This window comes from Kitasatospora sp. NPDC085879, assembly GCF_040686255.1.
GTDB lineage: Bacteria > Actinomycetota > Actinomycetes > Streptomycetales > Streptomycetaceae > Kitasatospora.
Window position 1 is genome coordinate 94,809 of record NZ_JBFBJZ010000028.1, and the last position, 18,124, is coordinate 112,932.

At 74.8% G+C, this 18,124-nt stretch carries 13 protein-coding genes and 1 pseudogene; 11 read left to right on the plus strand and 3 right to left on the minus strand.

From position 1 onward, the window contains the following. Nucleotides 1-157: 157 nt before the first annotated feature. The 5 genes from AB0P35_RS22025 to AB0P35_RS22045 all read left to right on the plus strand — a co-directional run bounded on the left by AB0P35_RS22025 (nt 158) and on the right by AB0P35_RS22045 (nt 3,946). Nucleotides 158-709 (plus strand): YceI family protein, encoded by a 552-nt coding sequence (locus AB0P35_RS22025; RefSeq protein WP_363513030.1) that lies wholly within the window; start codon nt 158-160, stop codon nt 707-709. An 85-nt stretch (nt 710-794) separates the two neighbouring features. Further along, on the plus strand, nt 795-2,300 hold the full coding sequence (locus tag AB0P35_RS22030) for a CYTH and CHAD domain-containing protein (RefSeq protein ID WP_363513033.1): 1,506 nt from the start codon (nt 795-797) through the stop codon (nt 2,298-2,300). Between the two features lies 1 nt (nt 2,301). Next, nucleotides 2,302-2,628 (plus strand): hypothetical protein, encoded by a 327-nt coding sequence (locus AB0P35_RS22035; RefSeq protein WP_363513036.1) that lies wholly within the window; start codon nt 2,302-2,304, stop codon nt 2,626-2,628. Nucleotides 2,629-3,050: 422 nt separating this feature from the next. Next, on the plus strand, nt 3,051-3,194 hold the full coding sequence (locus tag AB0P35_RS22040) for a hypothetical protein (protein ID WP_363513039.1): 144 nt from the start codon (nt 3,051-3,053) through the stop codon (nt 3,192-3,194). 206 nt (nt 3,195-3,400) lie between these two features. Next, on the plus strand, nt 3,401-3,946 hold the full coding sequence (locus AB0P35_RS22045) for a hypothetical protein (protein ID WP_363513042.1): 546 nt from the start codon (nt 3,401-3,403) through the stop codon (nt 3,944-3,946). 22 nt (nt 3,947-3,968) lie between these two features. Here AB0P35_RS22045 and AB0P35_RS22050 read toward each other — a convergent pair whose 3' ends face one another. Next, a complete protein-coding gene (locus AB0P35_RS22050; protein WP_363513045.1) occupies nt 3,969-6,845 on the minus strand; it encodes a hypothetical protein in 2,877 nt (958 codons plus the stop codon). Nucleotides 6,846-7,175: 330 nt separating this feature from the next. On the opposite strand from AB0P35_RS22050, the pseudogene AB0P35_RS22055 reads away from it, so the two are divergent. The 3 genes and pseudogenes from AB0P35_RS22055 to AB0P35_RS22065 form a co-directional block, all read left to right on the plus strand. Beyond that, a pseudogene (locus AB0P35_RS22055) lies at nt 7,176-7,478 on the plus strand (cytochrome ubiquinol oxidase subunit I); the annotation flags it as partial. Between the two features lie 206 nt (nt 7,479-7,684). Further along, nucleotides 7,685-8,734, plus strand: a complete 1,050-nt coding sequence (locus tag AB0P35_RS22060; protein ID WP_363513048.1) for a cytochrome d ubiquinol oxidase subunit II — start codon at nt 7,685-7,687, stop codon at nt 8,732-8,734. Beyond that, nucleotides 8,731-10,488, plus strand: coding sequence for a cation:proton antiporter (locus tag AB0P35_RS22065; protein WP_363513051.1), 1,758 nt, complete (start codon nt 8,731-8,733; stop codon nt 10,486-10,488). Before AB0P35_RS22060 ends, AB0P35_RS22065 begins: the two co-directional genes overlap by 4 nt. 12 nt (nt 10,489-10,500) lie before the next feature. On the opposite strand, the gene AB0P35_RS22070 is transcribed toward AB0P35_RS22065, so the two are convergent. Continuing rightward, nucleotides 10,501-12,315, minus strand: a complete 1,815-nt coding sequence (locus AB0P35_RS22070; protein ID WP_363513054.1) for a glycoside hydrolase family 15 protein — start codon at nt 12,313-12,315, stop codon at nt 10,501-10,503. A gap of 152 nt (nt 12,316-12,467) precedes the next feature. On the opposite strand from AB0P35_RS22070, the gene AB0P35_RS22075 reads away from it, so the two are divergent. Continuing rightward, on the plus strand, nt 12,468-13,421 hold the full coding sequence (locus tag AB0P35_RS22075) for a DUF389 domain-containing protein (RefSeq protein WP_363513057.1): 954 nt from the start codon (nt 12,468-12,470) through the stop codon (nt 13,419-13,421). 37 nt (nt 13,422-13,458) lie between these two features. Here the strand turns inward: AB0P35_RS22075 and AB0P35_RS22080 are convergent, their stop codons facing one another. Beyond that, the gene (locus tag AB0P35_RS22080) at nt 13,459-14,937 is read right to left on the minus strand and encodes a hypothetical protein (RefSeq protein WP_363513060.1); all 1,479 of its coding nucleotides are present in this window, start codon (nt 14,935-14,937) and stop codon (nt 13,459-13,461) included. Between the two features lie 207 nt (nt 14,938-15,144). Between AB0P35_RS22080 and AB0P35_RS22085 the strand changes: the two genes are divergently transcribed. After that, nucleotides 15,145-16,578, plus strand: coding sequence for a DUF2252 domain-containing protein (locus AB0P35_RS22085; RefSeq protein WP_363513063.1), 1,434 nt, complete (start codon nt 15,145-15,147; stop codon nt 16,576-16,578). Between the two features lie 159 nt (nt 16,579-16,737). Next, nucleotides 16,738-18,084 (plus strand): chloride channel protein, encoded by a 1,347-nt coding sequence (locus AB0P35_RS22090; protein WP_363513066.1) that lies wholly within the window; start codon nt 16,738-16,740, stop codon nt 18,082-18,084. The last annotated feature ends 40 nt before the right edge of the window (nt 18,085-18,124 follow it).

Here is an 18,124-nt window from a genome sequence, read left to right on the forward strand (position 1 = left end):
GACGGCCGCGGCCACCCGCCCCGCGCGGGTGACCGCGGCCGTTCCCGTTTCCCCGCCGCCCTGCGTGTCGCGGGGCCGGGAGCCGGGCAGGAGCCCGCCGAGAGGGGAATGCCCGTGCGGTGTCCGCCGCCGGGCGCGCCCGAGGAGGAGCGCCGCCATGTCCACCACGCTGCCCCGGCTCACCGGGGAGTACGTCCTCGATCCCACCCACACCCGGCTCGGCTTCGTCGCCCGCCACGCCATGGTGACCAAGGTCCACGGCTCCTTCCAGGAGTTCGAGGGCAGCGCGCACCTGGACAGCGAGGACCCGGGCCACTCGAACGCCCGCGTCACCATCCGGGCCGGCAGCATCGACACCGGCAACCAGCAGCGGGACCAGCACCTGCGCACCAACGACTTCCTCGACGTGCCGCACCACCCCGAGATCACCTTCGTGACGACCGCCGTCGAGCAGGTCGGCACCATCAGCTACCACGTCACCGGCGACCTCACCGTGAAGGCCACCACCCGCCCCGTCACCATCGAGCTCGAGTACACCGGCAACGCCGTCGACCCCTACGGCAACCTCCGGGTCGGCCTGGAGGGCTCGGTGGCCATCTCCCGCAAGGACTTCGGCGTCAACTGGAACGCCGCGCTGGAGGGCGGCGGCGTCCTGGTCTCCGACCGGATCGTGCTCGAGTTCGACATCTCCGCGGTCAAGCAGAAGTGATCCGCCCCGCACCGCCGGGCCGGCCGGACGAAATCACCGGCCGCCGCCCGGCTTGAACCGGCCCCGCAGCGGACAGACGGTCGGTATGACGACCGTGCACGAAGAGATCGAGCGCAAGTACGACGGCGCTCCGCGGCAGCCGCTCACCGCGGACGGGCTGCCCCGGGTGGCACGGGCCGTCCCCGGCGGCACCGAGCGCCTCGACGCCGTCTACTTCGACACCCCGGACCTGCGGCTGCTGCGCGACGGCATCACCCTGCGCCGCCGCAAGGGCGGCCACGACGCCGGCTGGCACCTGAAGACTCCCGCCTCGGACGGCATCCGGATCGAGACCCGGCTGCCGCTGGACGCCGGCCGCGGCCGGACACCCCCGAAGGAACTCCTGCGGCTCACCCGCGGCGCGGCCCGCGGCGGACCGCTCGCGCCGGTCGCCCGGCTGCGCACCCGGCGGGAGATCACCCTGCTGATCGACGCCGACGACCGCACGCTCGCCGAGGTGGTCCGCGACCAGGTGTCCGCCCGGACGCTGGGCGGCCCCGACCGCCCACCGGGCGAGGTCAGCCGCTGGCTGGAGACCGAGGTGGAGCTGGCCGAGGGCACCACCGAGCTGTTGGACGCGGTCGAGCACCGGCTGCGCGAGGAGGGCCTGCGCCCGGCCGCCGCGAGCTCCAAGCTCGGCCGGGTGCTCGGCGACCGGCTGTCCGCCGGGCCGCGGCCGGCCGAGCCGCCCGCCGGCAGCGTCGGCGCCGCGCTCACCGCCTACCTGCGCGAGCAGGCGGCCGGACTCCGCGCACTCGACCCGGCCGTCCGCCGCGACGCGCCGGACGCGGTGCACCGGATGCGCGTCCGGGTCCGCCGGCTGCGCAGCGCGCTGGCCGCGCACCGCAAGCTGCTGGACGGTCGGACCGTCGACCGGCTGGACGCCGAGCTGCGCTGGTTCGGCCGGGTGCTCGGCCGGGCCCGCGATCCGGAGGTGCTCGGGCAGCGGCTCGCCGCCCAGGCCGCCGGACTGCCCGCCGCCGCCCGGCCCGCGGAGGTCCGCGCACGCCTGCGCGCCCGCTTCGGACGCCGCTACGCGCGGGCGCACCGCGTCGCCCTGGAGGCCATGGGCAGCCGCCGCTACTACGCCCTGCTGGACGCGGTCGAGGAGCTCGCCGCCCGCCCGCCGCTGACCGACCGGGCCCGCCGCGGCGGGCGCGAGGCGCGGCGGGTGCTGGAGCGGCAGCGCAGGCGCGTGCTGCGGCGGCTCGGCCCCGCCCTCGACCTGCCGCCCGGCCCGGCCCGGGACAAGGCGCTGCACCGTGCCCGCAAGGCGGCCAAACGGGCCCGCTACGCGGCGGAGAGCGTCACCCCGCTCACGCAGAAGCGGGCCGGTCGGCTGCGCAAGGACATGAAGCGCGTCCAGCAGCCGCTGGGCGACCACCAGGACGGCGTGGTCGCCGAGGCCGCACTGCTGGAGATCGCCGCCAGGGCGCGCCGCCGCGGCGAGGACGCCTTCGGCTGCGGCATGCTGTTCGCGGCGCAGCGGGCCCACGAGCAGGAGCAGCTCGCGCGGGCCGCGCGGGCCTGCGCGAAGGCCCGGAAGGAGTGAGATGGCCGACGGGGAGGAGCGCGGCGCACCGTATCCGGCGGTGGTGCGGGACGCCGTGACGAACTGGTTCACCGACCGGGTGACCGAGGCCGAGGTGGCGCTGGCGCGTGCCCTTCGGCAGGCCGAGGTGCTGCGCGAACGACGGGCCGTCTGCCGGGACGGCGCCCGGCTGACCGACGAGGAGGCCCGGCAGGTCGCCGAGGCCGCCGAGCGGCGTGCCGCCCGGATCGCCGCCGCCACCGACGCCCGCCCGGAGGCTCATGCGGGCGCCGTCACCGCGGCCCTCGCCGTCCGCGAGGGCCTTCGATCGGCCGGCCACCCGGTGTAGCCCGCCGCACCGGCCGAGGACGGCGCCGGCGCGCAACCGTTTCCTTCTCCTCCGCCACCTGCGGCCCGACCTCGGCCGCCGCTCGGCGCGATACGCCGTGATACGGGGGCTCGACAAGGTCATTTCGCGGTGCCGGGCCTGTGGCACCGGGCCTGACGGCCGGTGAGGCGGGATACGCCCGTGCCGTCGGGCGCCCCCGTGTACGACAGCGAGGTCCACCCCATGATGCGCACGTTGTCACGGCGGCTCGCCCTGAGCGGGGCCGTGGCCCGACTCGGGGGCCGTGTACAGCTACGCGCACCTCTTCTACGACGGCTCTGGGCAGCCTCTACGGCACCCCGACCACGACCCTGGTCACCCTGATCGAGTGCCAGCAGACGACCCCGGGCCCGTGCAACGAGCTGCAGGAGGTCTACGACCCGGTGAACGACGTCGACTACAGCTACTACGCCGGGCCGGTGGCGGTCCAGGGCAAGGGGCACTGCATCTACCTCAACGCCCAGACCGACGACACCGCGCACCGCCACGCCTTCTTCAACTCCGTCACCGGATTCCACTGCGGCTGACCGGACGCGTCGGGCCCCGGCCCGTCGAAGAATGGATCTTGTCAGGACCTTCCCGGGCTGGTTCGATGTGCGCTCATCGAACCAGCCCGGGGAGCACGCATGTCGTCGCCGCAGACGCCGCCCGTCCAGGACACACCGCCGGCCGACGAGGCATCACCTTTCGCCGTGGCGGACCCGGCCCCGGCCCCGTCGCGGCACCGCCGCCGGTGGCTGATCGCCGGGCGGCCGTCGTGCTGGTCCTGGCCGGGGCTGGGTACGCCACCGCGGACCGCTTCGCCGCCCTCGGCGCCTATCGGTACGTCACCCCGGCGGAGTTCAGCGGCATGCCCGCCGACACGGACAACCCGCTGGTGCGGCGGGTGCAGAGTGACGCGGCCGCGGGCTTGGCGAGCCCCAAGGCGTTCGCCGCGGTCTACGGGACCCCGAGCACCGGGTACGTCATGGTGACGGGGTACCAGCGGCACGACTTCGCGCCGGCCTGGTCGGTGGACGAGGCGATCAAGAAGGGCGCCGCCTCGGGACAGCCGGCCCAGGAGATGCACCGCGCCGACCCCGGCCCGCGGGGCGGCGCGATGAAGTGCGGCCTCCAGCCGGCCGAGCAGCTGGGCGGCTTCCCCGGCGGGCTCTGCCTCTGGGCGGACGGCAGCATGCAGGCGATGTTCAGCGAGGTCGGCACCGGTCGCGCCCTCGACCTCGACCGGATCGAGGCGGACGCACGGGCGTTCCGGCTGCTCGCCGAGCAGCCCGACTGACCCCCGCCGACGGCCGCGGCCGTCACGGGGTGCACCCGGTGAGCGGGCGGGGGTCGCCGGCCGGGCGGCCGCAGATGTGCTCGATGAGGGGCGCGCCCTCGGCGGCCCGGCGGACCCGGATGACGTGCAGGCCGTGGCCGGGCTGCGGGCCGGTGGCGAGCGGCCGGGTGTCCCGGAAGTCGACGGTGCCGGTGGCGCGGTTCTTCATCTCCACCGCGCGCAGGCCCGCCATGACCGAGCCGACCCCGCCCTTCTGGGAGGCGCCGGCCTTGGCCGCGCCGGCCTGGAGGGCGGCGGTGGCGTCGTAGCCGAGGGCGAGCGCGCCGTCGGAGAACACGTCGTCCTCGTACGGGTTGTCGCCGCGCGGGGCGAGCCGGAGCCCGGCTGCGGCGACCTCGGCGAGGTCGGAGGCCCGGGCCGTGACGGACGGGTCGGTGAGCGCGGTGTAGTAGAGGGTGGCCTGCGGCGCCATCCAGGTGGCACCGGTCCGGAACTGGGCCTTCGTCAGGTCGTCGCCGGTGAGCACGGTGAGCGGGCGGCTGCAGCCGGCGTCCGCGGCGAGGCGCCGCATCAGCTGGTTGACGTCGTCGGCCCGGCCGGCCAGGTAGAGCACGGCCGGCTGGTGCTCGGAGTGGCAGCTGGTGCTGAGCGCCGCCTCGAAGTCGGGGTCGCCGTTGCTGGTGAGCCCGTACTCGAGGGGGTGGCCGCCGATCAGCTGGAACCCGGCGTCCTTGAGCATCGCGGAGCCGTACTGGGCCTGTTCCGGGCTGTACCGGTCGTCGCGGCTGGGGATGCGGGTGAGCACGGCGGCCCAGCGGTCGGCGGTCGGCAGGGCGAGGCCGTCGACGATCTGCCGCAGGGCGGCGGCCTCCTCCTGGTCGGTGGCGGCCAGCCCGAAGTAGTTGACGTGGCCCTTGGCGAGGTAGGTCGCGGAGTTGGTGGTGCTGACCACGGCGAGGCCGGCCTGCTGGAGGAGGGTGAGGGAGCTGTCGCTGTCGGAGGTGTCGCGGCCGAGGCCGACCACACCGACGATCGAGCGGTCCCGTCGGGCGACGTCGACGATCCGCCGGACCATCTCGGTCTGGAAGTACATGTCCTGCCCGCCGTTGGCGAGCAGCACCTTGATCTTCAGCGGGTCGCCGGCGTTGTTGCGCAGCTGGGCGAGGTGGACGCCGGTCAGCTCCTTCAGGCTGTTGAGGGCGCGCGGCTGCTGGCCGGCCGTGGTGGTGAGCGAGCCGGCGTACACGACGGTCACGTAGCGGACGTCGGGGAGCGCGTCGACGCGGGCGTTCTCCCGCCGGATCGCGGCCTCCAGGGTGGCCAGGTCGACGTCGGCGCCGGTGCGGTCGGTCCCCTCGCCGGGCAGGGTGCCGCTGAGGCGGATGCCGTCGCCGTCGCCGGCGAAGGAGACGCCGCCGGTGGCGACGCCGACGCACTCGCGGGTGCCGCCGGGGTCGGTCCGCCAGACCGCGTCCGGGTTGGAGCCGAGCAGCCGGGCCTCGCAGTAGTGCCCGCCGAGCTGCTGCACCCGCAGCACGCCGCCGCAGGCGGCGAGGACGAGGACGGCGAGCACCGTCCAGCGGGACCAGAGGAACCACCAGGAGCGCCGGACGGGCACCGCGGTCAGCCGGGTGGTCTCGCCGGCGCTCAGCTGGAGCCGGGTGAGCCGCACCGGCAGGGTCCAGGCCAGGGCGCGGCCGCGGCTCGGCGCCTGGCGCACCCGCAGGTCGCTGACCCAGTTCTCGTACGGGCCGCGGCGGCGGGAGCCGACGGCGTGCACGGTGCCGGGGTCGGTGCCGGCGTCCTCCTGCCAGGCGGCGACGTCGGCGTGCGCGACCGCGGCGAGGACGAGCAGCGGGTCCTGCTCGCTGCGGCGGCTGCGGACGTCGGAGATCGCGCCGAGCACCCGGAGGGCGCCGTTGCGGGCGTCCGCGCGGGGCACGAACACCACCGGCGGGACGCGGCGCTTGCGGCCGCGCAGGTCGGGCGCCCAGGAGCGGTGCGCCCAGCGGAGGTCCTCCAGCAGGGCGAGGGTGCGCAGCTGCAGGTGGAACTGCTGGGCGCGGTCCTTCTCCTCGGCGGGTGTGTCGGGCAGCTGGGCCTTGAGTATCTCGCCGGCGACCTCGCGGGCGCGGGCCCGGGTGACGTCCCAGGACATCCGGGGTCGCCAGAGCGACCAGGCGGCGGCCTGCCGGCCGGAGGCGGCGAGGAAGGTGGTGGTGGCGAACCAGCGGCTGGCCCTGCCGAGCCAGGAGAGCGGCGCGGTGTTGCGGCGCACGAAGCCGGTGACGCCGAGCAGCAGCAGCGCGGCGAGCAGGACGAGCACGACGACCTGCCACCTGGCCTGGGTGAGCAGGCTGGTGAGCCCGGCGAGGACGAAGGCGCCGATCAGGGTGGTGGAGTTGAGCACGGGCGACAGCAGCCGCTGCACCTCACCGCCGCTGGTGCGCGGCTCGGGCCGCCAGTGCAGGTCGCGGAGCCGGCCGAGGACGGACTCGACGAGGTCGTCGAGGGAGCGCCCGGCGGCGTCCGGGGTGGTGAGGGTGTGCCGGGCGGCCGCTTCGATCGCGGCGACGAGGCGGGAGCGCGGCGCGGGGTAGGCCCGGTACCAGGACGGCCCGCGGCGGGCCCAGGGGCCCTTGGCGAGGCCGTCGATGATGCCGACGGCGTTACGGTGCGGGTCGTCGCCGTCGGCGCCGGAGACCACCCGGTGCGGCAGCCCGCCGCTCTCCTGGGCCTCCTGGACGGCGTGCACCACGCCGCGGACCTCGCGGTCGAGCTCCGGGTCGTCGTCCTCGGCGTACAGCACGACGACCGGCATCGGCAGCCGGGCGCCGCTGAACTGGTCGATGAGGTCCTTGACCAGCGCGTCGACCTCGTACTTGGCGGTGGTACGCACACCGCCGATCCGGGCGCTCTCGCGCGCCGACCCCTGAGCCACCTGCACCCCCGTAGCCGCCCCCCGCGGACGCGCACCGCGCCCCGGCCTGACCTGGCGTCAGACCGCGAGTGTAGACCCGGGGTGTGACGGCGCACACGGGGTCGAACACGCAGGGCGCGGGCGCCGCGGATGGGCCGTCGGGGGGACAGCGCTCACTCCGACGGCGCAGTGCCGCGAGCCGTGGCCTGCGCTCCGGGCGCGGCGGCGGAAGGCTGGCGCGGGCCACCGCGCGGGGCGCGTGCGCCCGGCGGTGCCGCCTGCTGTCCGGTTCGAGCTTCCGAGGGCCGCATGACGACCGCACCATTCCTGCCGGCGGGCACGCCGGCGCAGCTGCTGCCCGCCCGCGAGCTCACGGCGTTCACCCCGGCCGCGCACATCACCCTGGTGCCGCCGGGTGTGGCGCTGCCGTTCGTCACCCCGGTGATGCACCACCGAGGGCTGCGCCGGAACGACCCGGTGGCGGCGCTGCCGGCCCGCCGCCGGCCGGCGGTGACGGCGGTGCGGTTCGCGGTCGGCATCGTGACGGGCACGGTGCTGTCCTTCGAGTTCGGGCTGCTGTGGCCGGGCATGACGGGCCGCCGGGGGGACGTCCCGACCGCCGCCGCCTCGCTCCGGACGATGTCCGGCGTCGTGGTCGGCGTCCACCTGCTGCTCTTCGCGGCCTTCCTGACGGTGCTGCCGAAAGTGCGCACCCGCCGGCGGCCGGTCGGCACCGGCCCGCCGCCCGGCGACGGACCGGCGGCCGACACCCCGTGCGGGCCCCGCCCGGCGGCCGCGGCGGGCGGTGGGGGCGCCCCGTGACCGCGGACGTCCTGGCCTGGATCCTGCTGGCCGCGGTGGCCGCCTACGCCTGCGGCGGCGGGGTCGACTACGGCGCGGGCTTCTGGGACCTGGTCGCGGGCGGCGCGGAGCGCGGCCGCCGGCCCCGGTGGCTGATCGACCACGCGATGGCCCCGGTGTGGGAGGTCAACAACGTCTGGCTGATCTTCGTCCTGGTGCTGATGTGGACGGGCTTCCCGGTCTTCTTCCAGACGGTGTTCACCGCGATGTGGCTGCCGCTGGCGCTGGCCGCGGTCGGCCTGCTGCTGCGCGGCGCGGGCTTCGCCCTGCGCAAGCCCGCCCGGCGGCTGGCGGCCCGGCGGGTGTACGGCGCGGTGTTCGCCGTGTCCTCGGTGGTCACCCCGTTCTTCTTCGGCGCGGTGGTCGGCGGGGTGGCCTCCGGCCGGGTCGCCCCCGGCACGACCGCCTCCGCGGACGTCTGGGCGAACACCGCCTCGGTGCAGACCGGGCTGCTCACCGTCGCCGCCACCGCCTACCTGGGGGCGGTGTTCCTCACCGCCGACGCCGGCCGATTCGACGCGCCCGACCTGGTGCGGTACTTCCGGCTGCGGGCCTGGGCGGGCCTCGCCGCCGTCGCCGTCCTGGCGCTGATCGGGCTGACGGTGACCGACGACCACGCCTCCTACGTCCACCACGGGCTCACCCACGGGATCGGGCTCGCGCTGCTGGCCGCCGCGGCGGTCGCGGCCGCGGCCACCGGATGGCTGGTCGCGGGGCGGTCCGCCGGCTGGGCGCGGTACAGCTCGGTCGCCTCGGTGGTGCTGGTGGTCGCCGCGTGGGGCTTCGCCCAGAGGCCGTACCTGGTGCCGACCTCGCTGACGGTGCAGCAGGCCGCCGGCGCGGACGGGCCGCTGAAGTGGCTGCTGTTCGTCAGCGCGGTCGCCGTGGTGCTGATCGGTCCGGCCCTGGTGGTGCTCTACCGGCTGGACACCCACGGCGTGCTGGAGCCGCTGACCGACGCCGACGTGGCGGGCGGCCGCGGCCCGGGCGAGGGGGCCGGCCCGTGACCGCCGATCAGATCCTGGTCGGCACCGGGCTGATCGTGGTGCTCGCCGCCGCCTCCCAGCTGCTCGCCGCCCGGCTGCGGATCCCGGCGCTGCTGGTGCTGCTGCCCGTCGGCTTCACCGCCGGGGCGCTCACCGACACCGTCGACCCGCAGCTGCTGCTGGGCCCGGCGTTCTCCCCGCTGGTCTCGCTCGCCGTCGCCGTCATCCTCTACGACTCCGGCCTCGGTCTGGAGTTGCGCCGCCTGCAGGGGCACACCCGCCGGACGGTGGTCCGGCTGATCTGGCTCGGCACCATCGTCACCTGGACGGCCGCGACCGCCCTCGCGGCGCCGCTGCTCGACATGTCCAAGCGCTCCGCGGTGATGCTCGGGGCGATCCTGGTCGTCTCCGGGCCGACGGTCGTCGGGCCGCTGCTGCACTTCGTCCGGCCCACCGAGCGGCTGCAGCGCATCCTGATCTGGGAGGGCACGCTGATCGACCCGGTCGGCGGCATCCTCGGCGCCTTCGTCTTCCACGGCGTCGTCTCCTCCGGCGAGGACGGGCTGCGCGGCCAGCTCGGCGGGTTCTGGCTCAGCGTCCTGGTCGGCTGCGCGGGCGGCGCCGTCGGCGCCGCGGTGCTCTGGCTGGTGCTGCGCCGGCTGCGGCCGAACGAGATCCTCGGCACCACCGCCCAGCTCGCCGCCGTGATCGGGGCGGCGGCGGGCTGCGACGCGCTGCGCGACGACACCGGGCTGATCGCCGCGGTGGTGATGGGCATGGCGATGGCCAACCTGCCGGGCCTCGACCTGCCGGCCCGCCGGCCCTTCCTGGAGACCCTGGTCTCGCTGATCATCGGCCTGCTCTTCGTCTCCATCTCGGCCACCGTCACCCCGGACTCGCTGCGGCACGTGGTGCTGCCCACCCTGGGTCTGGCCGCGGCGCTGGTCCTGGTCGTCCGCCCGGCGGTCGCGCTGCTGGCGACGCTCCGCACCGACGTGTCCCGCGGCGAGCGGCTGTTCGTCGGCTGGATGGCGCCCCGCGGCATCGTGGCCGCGGCCACCGCCTCCACGTTCTCCGCCACCCTGATCGCCAAGGGTGTCGACGGCGCGGAACGGCTGCTGCCCGCCACCTTCGTGGTGATCGTCGCCACCGTCACGGTGTACGGGCTGACGGCCTATCCGGTCGCCGAACGGCTCGGCGTCCTGCGGCCGGCCCGCTCGCGGCCGCTGCTGGTCGGCGGCGACGCGTTCGCCGTCGACCTCGGACGGGCGCTGCGCTCGCTCGGCCTGGACGTGCTGATGTGGGCCGGCGCGGACGCGGAGCGGGCCCGCATCACCGAGGCCGGGCTGGAGCTGGCGCCGGGCGAACTGCTCGCCGCTGCGACCGGCGCGGGCGCCGAACTCGAGGGCATCACCGGCGTGCTGCTGCTCACCGAGGAGGACGACTTCAACGCGCTGGCCTCGATGACCCTGCACGAAACGCTCGAGGGCGCGGTGTACCGGCTGGCGCCGGCCGCGGGCAGCCGCGGCGTGGTGGCACCGTACACCGGGGGCGAGGCACTCTTCGGCGGCGGCCTGACCCGCCCGGAGGTGGCCCGGCACTACGCGGACGGCGCCCGCGTCACCACCCGTCCGGTGAACGGCGGCCTGCCCGACGGCCACCGTCTCCTCTGCCTGGTGAAGCCCGACGGCCGCCTCCTCCCCGTGACCGACGACCGCACCCCCACCGCGACACCGGGCGACAGGGCCGTCCTGCTGAGCCCGCCCACGTCGTAGGGAGGCCGCGGATCAGCGGCGCAGCCGGTCGAGCGCGTCGTCCAGGGTGGTGGCCGCCATGATCAGCGACAGATGGGTGAACGCCTGCGGGAAGTTGCCGAGTTGCTCGCCGGTGGGCCCGATCTCCTCGGCGAACAGGCCGACGTGGTTGGCGTAGGTGAGCATCTTCTCGAAGGTGTAGCGGGCCTGCCGCAGCCTCCCGGCGCGGGCGAGGGCGTCGACGTACAGGAAGGTGCAGAGGCTGAACGTGCCCTCGGAGCCGCGCAGTCCGTCCGGCGAGGCGGCCGGGTCGTAGCGGTAGACCAGGCTGTCGGAGACCAGTGTGCGGTCCATGGCGTCCAGGGTGGCGAGCCAGGACGGGTCCCTGGGGGCGAGGAACCCCACCCGGGGGATGAGCAGCAGCGAGGCGTCGAGCACGTCCCCGCTGTAGTGCTGGACGTAGGCCTGATGCTTCTCGCTCCAGCCGCGTTCCATCACCTGTTCCAGGATGGCGTCCCGGGCCTTCGTCCAGCGGGCGGTGTCGGCGGGCCGGCTGAACCGGGTGGCGAGGTCCACGCCGCGGTCGAAGGCTGCCCAGCACATCAGCCGGCTGTAGGTGAAGTCCTTGCGGCCGCCGCGGGTCTCCCAGATGCCCTCGTCCGGGCGGTCCCAGGAGTCGGCGAGCCAGTCGAGGGTGCGGGCGACGATCTTCCAGCCCCGGTAGCCGGCCTGCAGCTCGACCTCGCTGCCTTCGGTAAGGGCGTACAGCGCCTCGCCGTAGATGTCGAGCTGCAACTGGTCGGAGGCGGCGTTGCCGAGCCGGACGGGCGCGGAGCCGCGGTAGCCCTCCAGGTGGCCGAGGATCTCCTCGGTCAGCAGTGGCTCGCCGTCGACCTTGTACATGATCTGCAGGGCCTCGCCCTCGACCTCGGCGCGGTCGCGCAGCCGGGCGCCGAGCCAGCGGGTGAAGGCGCCGGCCTCCTCGATGAAGCCGAGGTCGATGAGGGCGCGCACCGAGAGCGAGCCGTCCCGCACCCAGGTGTAGCGGTAGTCCCAGTTGCGTTCGCCGCCGACCTGTTCCGGCAGGCCCATGGTGGCGGCGGCGACGGGTGCGCCGGTGGGGCGGTAGGTGAGCAGTTTCAGGGTGATGGCGGCCCGGTTGACCATGTCGGGCCAGCGGCCCCGGTAGCGGGAGTTGCGCGCCCAGTCCTGCCAGAAGTCGACGACCGCCCCGAGCTCCTCGGCGGCGTCCTCGACGGTCACCGGCGGCGGGGGCGGGTCGTCGGGGGCGCAGGCGGTGAACGCGGCGACCGCGCTGTCCCCCAGAGCGAGCGTCACCCGGCCGACGACGTCGTGCCCGTCGCGCTCCACCGGGAAGGTGGTCCGCAGGTGGGCGGCGCCGCCGGGGCTGCGGAAGGCAGCGCCCTCGGGCCGCAGGTCGAGTTCGTGGGTGGCCCGGCCGTAGTCGAAGCGGGGCCGGCACTCGAGGGTGAAGCGGACCTCGCCGCGCACGCACCGGACGGTGCGGACGAGGGTGTGCCGGGTGGTGGCGGCGCCGTGGATCGGCACCATGTGGTCGACCACCTCGCCGACGCCGTCGGGGGACATGAAGCGGGTGACGAGGACGGCGCTGTCCGGGTAGTAGAGCTGCCGGCAGGTGGAGCCGGGGTGCTCGGGTGCGAGCCGGAAGTAGCCGCCTCGGTCGTGGTCGAGCAGTGCGGCGAACAGGCTCGGCGAGTCGAACCGCGGGGCGGCGAACCAGTCGACGACGCCCTCCGCGGACACCAGGGCGCAGGTCTGCAGGTCGCCCACCAGCCCGTGGTCGGCGATCGGCGGGTAGCGGTCCATGAAGGTCCCCTCTCGGGCTGTCCCCCGCTCGGTCCACTATCCACCGGACGGCCCAACCGCGCCCGCCGCGGCCCGGCGCGCCTGCACGCCCCGGGCCGCGGGCTGCGGTGTTACTGGAGGCCGGAGGCGGGTCGGAACGGCGGGAGGTCCGGGTGGATTCGATCCATGTCCGTGCGGTGAGTCCGCCGGACTTGACCGGGCGGGCCGTGGAGCTGCTCGCGGGCGACCTGTGCGTGCTGAACCTGGTGGTGCAGCCGGGCGCGGCCCGGCACCCGGACGGCGACGCGCTGGCCTTCGACGTGCTGGCGGGTCGCGCCAACGAGGTGCTGCTCGGCCTGCACGGGCTGGGCCTGGACAGCCGCGGGTCGGTGGTGATCGAACCGGTGGACCTGGCGTACTACGGCACCGCCGCCGAGGCCGGCCGGCGCAGTCTCGGCCGGCGCGCGCACGCGCCGATCTGGGCTGCGGTGGAGGCGCGGATCCGTGCCCAGCGCGGCTACGCGCCGAGTTTCTACCTGTACCTGGTGGTGGCGGCGCTGATCGGCGCGGTCGGCATCGTCACCAACTCGCAGATCCTGATCGTGGGGGCGATGGTGGTCGGCCCGGAGTACGGGGCGATCGTCGGGGTGGCGCTGGGCCTGGACCGCGGCGACCGGGGGGCCGTCCGGCGCGGGCTCACCGCACTGGTCTGCGGCTTCCTGGCGGCGATGCTGATCACGTTTCTGTTCGCGCTGCTGATCCGGGGTTTCGGCCTGCAGTCGCGGGCCTACGACCTGGGTCTGCAGCCGGTGTCCCATCTGATCGGCACACCGGACTTCTTCTCGGTCGTCGTCGCCTGTCTGGCGGGCGTGGTGGGGATCGTCTCGCTGACCGAGGCGCGCACCGGCGCGCTGCTCGGGGTGTTCATCTCGGTGACGACCATTCCGGCGGCCGCGGACGTCAGCGTCTCGGCGGCGTTCGAGGACTGGGACAAGTCCTGGGGCTCGTTCCTGCAACTGCTGCTGAACGTCGGGGTGCTCGTGGTGGTCGGCACGCTCGCGCTCCGCGCCCAGCGGGCGGCGTGGCAGCGGATCGGCCGACGGCGCGCCGGGCGCGGAACGGACTGAGCGGGGGGCGGGGCGGTCGGCCCCGCCCCCGGGGCGGTCAGGCGGTGGCCGGCGGCGGTCCGCCCGTCCGGGCGGGCGGCGCTCCGCGGTCGCCCTCGGGACCGGTGTCCAGGAACTCCCTGATGGCGAAGGCGATCGCCACGACCACGGTGATCCACACGACCACGGCCCAGGTCGGGTAGCTCCAGGTGGCCAGCACCACGGCCGCGACCACGAGGATCAGCACGCCCAGCCACCGCTTCCAGCGGTGCACGAACGGGCCGACCGGGCCGAGCTTCATGCCGAGCGAGTACAGCGATTCGCGCACGGCGCCGATGACGCGCCGGCAGGCGGTGCGCACGGCGACGGCGGCCTTCGACGGCCCGATCAGGAAGGCGCCGACGGCGGTGACCACGGCGACGGCACCGACCGCCCGGATTCCGGCACGCATGAACCGGATCAGGGTGTCGTAGACCGTGCCCGCGGCCGCCTGGTTGGCGCCCGGCGGCAGGTGGTCCAGGTAGATCGCCCGGAAGATCGTCAGAGCGACGCCGATCAGCAGCATCGCGAGGGCGATGCCGACCGCCGCGCCGATCAGCGCCCGGCGGCGGTTGACGGCAAGGAAGACGCCGCCCGCGGCGACCAGCACCGTGACGATCGGCAGCCAGTTGCCCATGATCTCCAGCACCCGGAAGTACGTCCGGATCTTGCCGACGTCCTTGGAGGAGAAGATCACGAAGTTGGTGTGGACGTCCGGGATCTTCGAGGCGACCGAGAGTCCGGAGTCGACCAGTTGGGTCTTCACCTTCTCGATGAGGGGTGCCAGGTCGATGGAGACCTGGTTGTTCTCGAGTTTGACGGTGCCGCCGCCCTTGCCGGTGAGCGCCTTGTCGAGCGTGCTGTGGATCAGGCGGTTGGCGTCGGCCCAGATGGTGGCGAACTGATCGCTGGTCACCACTTTGTGGACGGTCGAGCTGACCAGGTCGGTGAGGCCGCTCTTGATGGGGCCGCTGAGGTTGCCGATCAGCCCGGCCAGGTTCTCCGGCACGCCTTGCTGGGCGGCGGCGTCCGAGAGCTGCTTGACCAGGGCGTTCACGTCGATCTGGTCGAGCACGACGGTGGTGACCCGGTTGGTGATGGCGTCCTGGACGTCCGGCTCGGTGGCGAGCGGGGCGACGGTCTGGACGTAGCGGTCGGTGTCGCCGACGAAGTTGGCCGTCCACACCGCCATCACGGACAGCATGGAGAGCAGCGAGGCGATGACGATGAGCACCACGGCGCCGGAGGTCCGCCACCGGTGGTGCTCCCTCTTGTGCGGCGGAGTGGTTGCCTCCAGGGTGGCGAGCCGGGCCTTCAGCTCGGCCACCTCGTCCGTGCCGCCGCGGGTCACCACGGTGGGCTGCTCGGCGGCGGGCGGCTGCGGGGTGGTGCCGCCGGGGGGCGGTCCGCCCGGCGGGGCGGGTTCCGGCGGCTTGCGCGGGCCGGGCCCGCCGGCCGCGGATTCGCCGGGGCCGGGCTCGGATTCGCTCGACGCCATCGCACTCTCCTCGGGTCGGGGCCTGCGGCAGTTCGCCCTCCCAGGAGAAGCGCGGCCCGGTACGGCCACCACCGGGGGTGGGCGTACGGGTGGCGGCGGCCGCACGGCAGGCCGGATCGGGCGGGGGCGGCGATGATCGGAGGGTCTGTGCGCGGCCGCCCCGCGCGGCGGCATTCGGCCGCACCCCTTCAGGGCAGGAGGACCCCGATGGCGAAGGACCAGAGCACGGCGACCCCGGCGGCGCACGCCACGCCCGAGGAGCGCGCGGCGCGCGGGCGCGAGGCCCGGCGGACGGCGCCCCGCTCCAGCCATGCCGAGTACCGGCCGGGCCCCAAACGGCCGGATCCGCTGGCGATCCTGGAGGCGCAGTCGGCCAAGCGGGTGAGCGAGCTGGTGCCGATCCGCTACAGCCGGATGTCCGAGTCGCCCTTCCGTTTCTACCGCGGCGCCGCCGCGATCATGGCCTCCGACCTGGCGGGCAGCCCCGACTCCGGGATCCACGCCCAACTCTGCGGTGACGCCCACATGTTGAACTTCCGGCTGCTGGCCTCGCCGGAGCGCCAGCTGCTGTTCGACATCAACGACTTCGACGAGACCCTTCCCGGGCCCTGGGAGTGGGACGTCAAGCGGCTCTCGGCGAGCCTGGTCATCGCGGGACGGGCGAACGGCTTCGACGACGCCGAGCGGTCGGACATCGTACGGGCCACCGTGCGTCAGTACCGTGAGTCGATGGCCCGGTTCGCCGAGATGCGGAACCTGGACGTCTGGTATGCCCGGATGGACGCGGACACCCTGCAGGAGCTGGCCGCCGAGCACGCCCCGAAGCGGGGCCAGCGCGGCCTCGCCCAGGCGATGGCGAAGGCCCGGACGCGGGACAGCCTGCAGGCCTTCGAGAAGCTCACCGAGACCGTCGACGGCATGCCGCGGATCGCCGCGGACCCGCCGCTGCTCACGCCGATCTCCGAGCTCCTGCCGGATCTCGAGCGCAACGCGCTGATGGAGCTCTTCCGCAGCCTGGTCGGGCGCTACGGCAAGACCATTCCCTCCGACCGACGCTACCTGCTGGAGAACTTCCGGCTGGTGGACGTGGCGCGCAAGGTGGTCGGCGTCGGCAGTGTCGGCACCCGCTGCTGGATCTTCCTGCTGCTCGGCCGGGACGGGCGCGACCCGCTCTTCCTGCAGGCCAAGGAGGCGGACACCTCGGTGCTCGCCCCGCACCTCGGCGCCAGCCTCTACCGCAACCAGGGCGAACGCGTGGTGTCCGGCCAGCGGCTGATGCAGGCGGCCAGCGACATCTTCCTCGGCTGGGAACGGGTGGACGGCATCGACGGCAAGCGCCGTGACTTCTACGTCCGCCAGCTGCGCGACTGGAAGGGCATCGCGGTCGCCGAGCAGATGCAGCCCCGCGGCATGCAGGCCTTCGGCCAGCTCTGCGGCTTCACCCTGGCCCGCGCCCACGCCCGCTCCGGGGACCGGATCGCCATCGCCGCCTACCTCGGCGGCAAGGACGTCTTCGACCGGGCGCTCGCCGACTTCGCCGAGGCGTACGCCGACCAGAACGAGCGCGACCACAAGGCGCTGCTCAAGGCCGTCCGCGCGGGCCGGCTCCCGGCGGAGGACCCGGCCGCCGAGTCCGACTGACCGTCTGCCGGCGCCGCCCGCGACCGCGACCGGGCGCGGCCGGACGGACGACCGCGGCGCGCAGCGGCCCGGACGGCCGGGCATGACGTGGTATCACCTGACACAGGCGCGGGCGCCCGGCGTTCCCCGCCGGGCCCTGACGCCGAGGAGACGATGCACATGCCGGCCGGACCGCCCGCGGAACCCGATCCCGCGTCGCAGGACCCGTTCGCGATCGTCCGCACCCGGGGCTACGTCGCGGTGCTGGTGTTCGCGGCGCTGCTGGGTGTGCCGATCTCGGCCGGGGCGTTCGGCTTCCTCGCCCTCGTCTCCGAACTCCAGTCGCTGGTCTACGACGATCTGCCGAAGGGGCTCGGCTTCGACGGCACGCCGGACTGGTGGGCGGTGCCGCTGCTCGCCGTGGCGGGTGTGGTGGTCGCCCTGACCATCCGGTACCTGCCGGGCGGCGGCGGCCACAAGCCGGCCGAGGGGCTCAAGACCGGTGGCACGCCCTCGTTCGCGACGGTGCCCGGGGTGGCCATCGCCGCGATCGTCGGACTCAGCCTCGGCATCGTGCTCGGCCCGGAGGCGCCGCTGATCGCCCTCGGCGGCGGGATCGCGGTCGGCGCGATCAGGCTGCTGAAGCGCGACGCGCCGCCGACCGCGGTCAGCGTGCTGGGCGCGGCCGGCAGCTTCGCGGCGATCAGCGAACTGCTCGGCTCCCCGCTGATCGGGGCGTTCCTGCTGATGGAGGCCTCCGGGCTGGGCGGCCCGATGCTCGGCGTGGTGCTCGTACCCGGCCTGCTCTCGGCCGGCGTCGGCTCGCTGATCTTCACCGGCCTCGGCAACTGGACCGGTCTCGGCACCTACTCGCTGACCCTGCACCAGGTGCCGCAGGCCGACCGGCCGACCTTCTCCGAGTTCGGCTGGGCGCTGCTGGTCGGCCTGGTCGCGGCGTTCCTGGGCGAGGGCATCCGCCGGTCCTCGCTGCGGCTGCAGCCGGTGGTGGAGCGGCGGCGGCTGCCGCTCACCGTGCTGGTCGGCGTGCTCGTCGGCCTGCTCGCCCTGCTGTTCGCGGCGATCTCCGACAAGCCGATCTCGATGGTGCTGTACTCCGGCGAGTCCACGATCGGGCCGCTGCTTGACGACCATGCGGCGTACACGGCGGGCGCCCTGGTGCTGTTGGTGGTCTGCAAGTCGCTGGCGTACGGCCTGTCGCTCGGCGCCTTCCGCGGCGGCCCCGTCTTCCCGGCGGTGTTCATCGGCGGGGCGGGCGGGATGGCGCTGGCCCACCTGCCCGGGGTGGACACCACCACCGGGTTCGCCATGGGCGTGGGGGCGATGAGTGTGGCGATGCTGAAGCTGCCGATGACCTGCGTACTGCTGGCCAGCCTGCTGCTCGGCGCGGAGGGGCTCACCGTGATGCCGCTGGTGATCGTCGCGGTGGTGGTCTCCTACGTGGTGACGCTCAGGCTCGCGCCGAGGCCGGAACCCGCCCAGCCGGAGCCCGCGCGGTCCACCGCCTGAGCGGGCCGGCGGCTCCCCGCACCCGCCCGGCGCGGGCGGG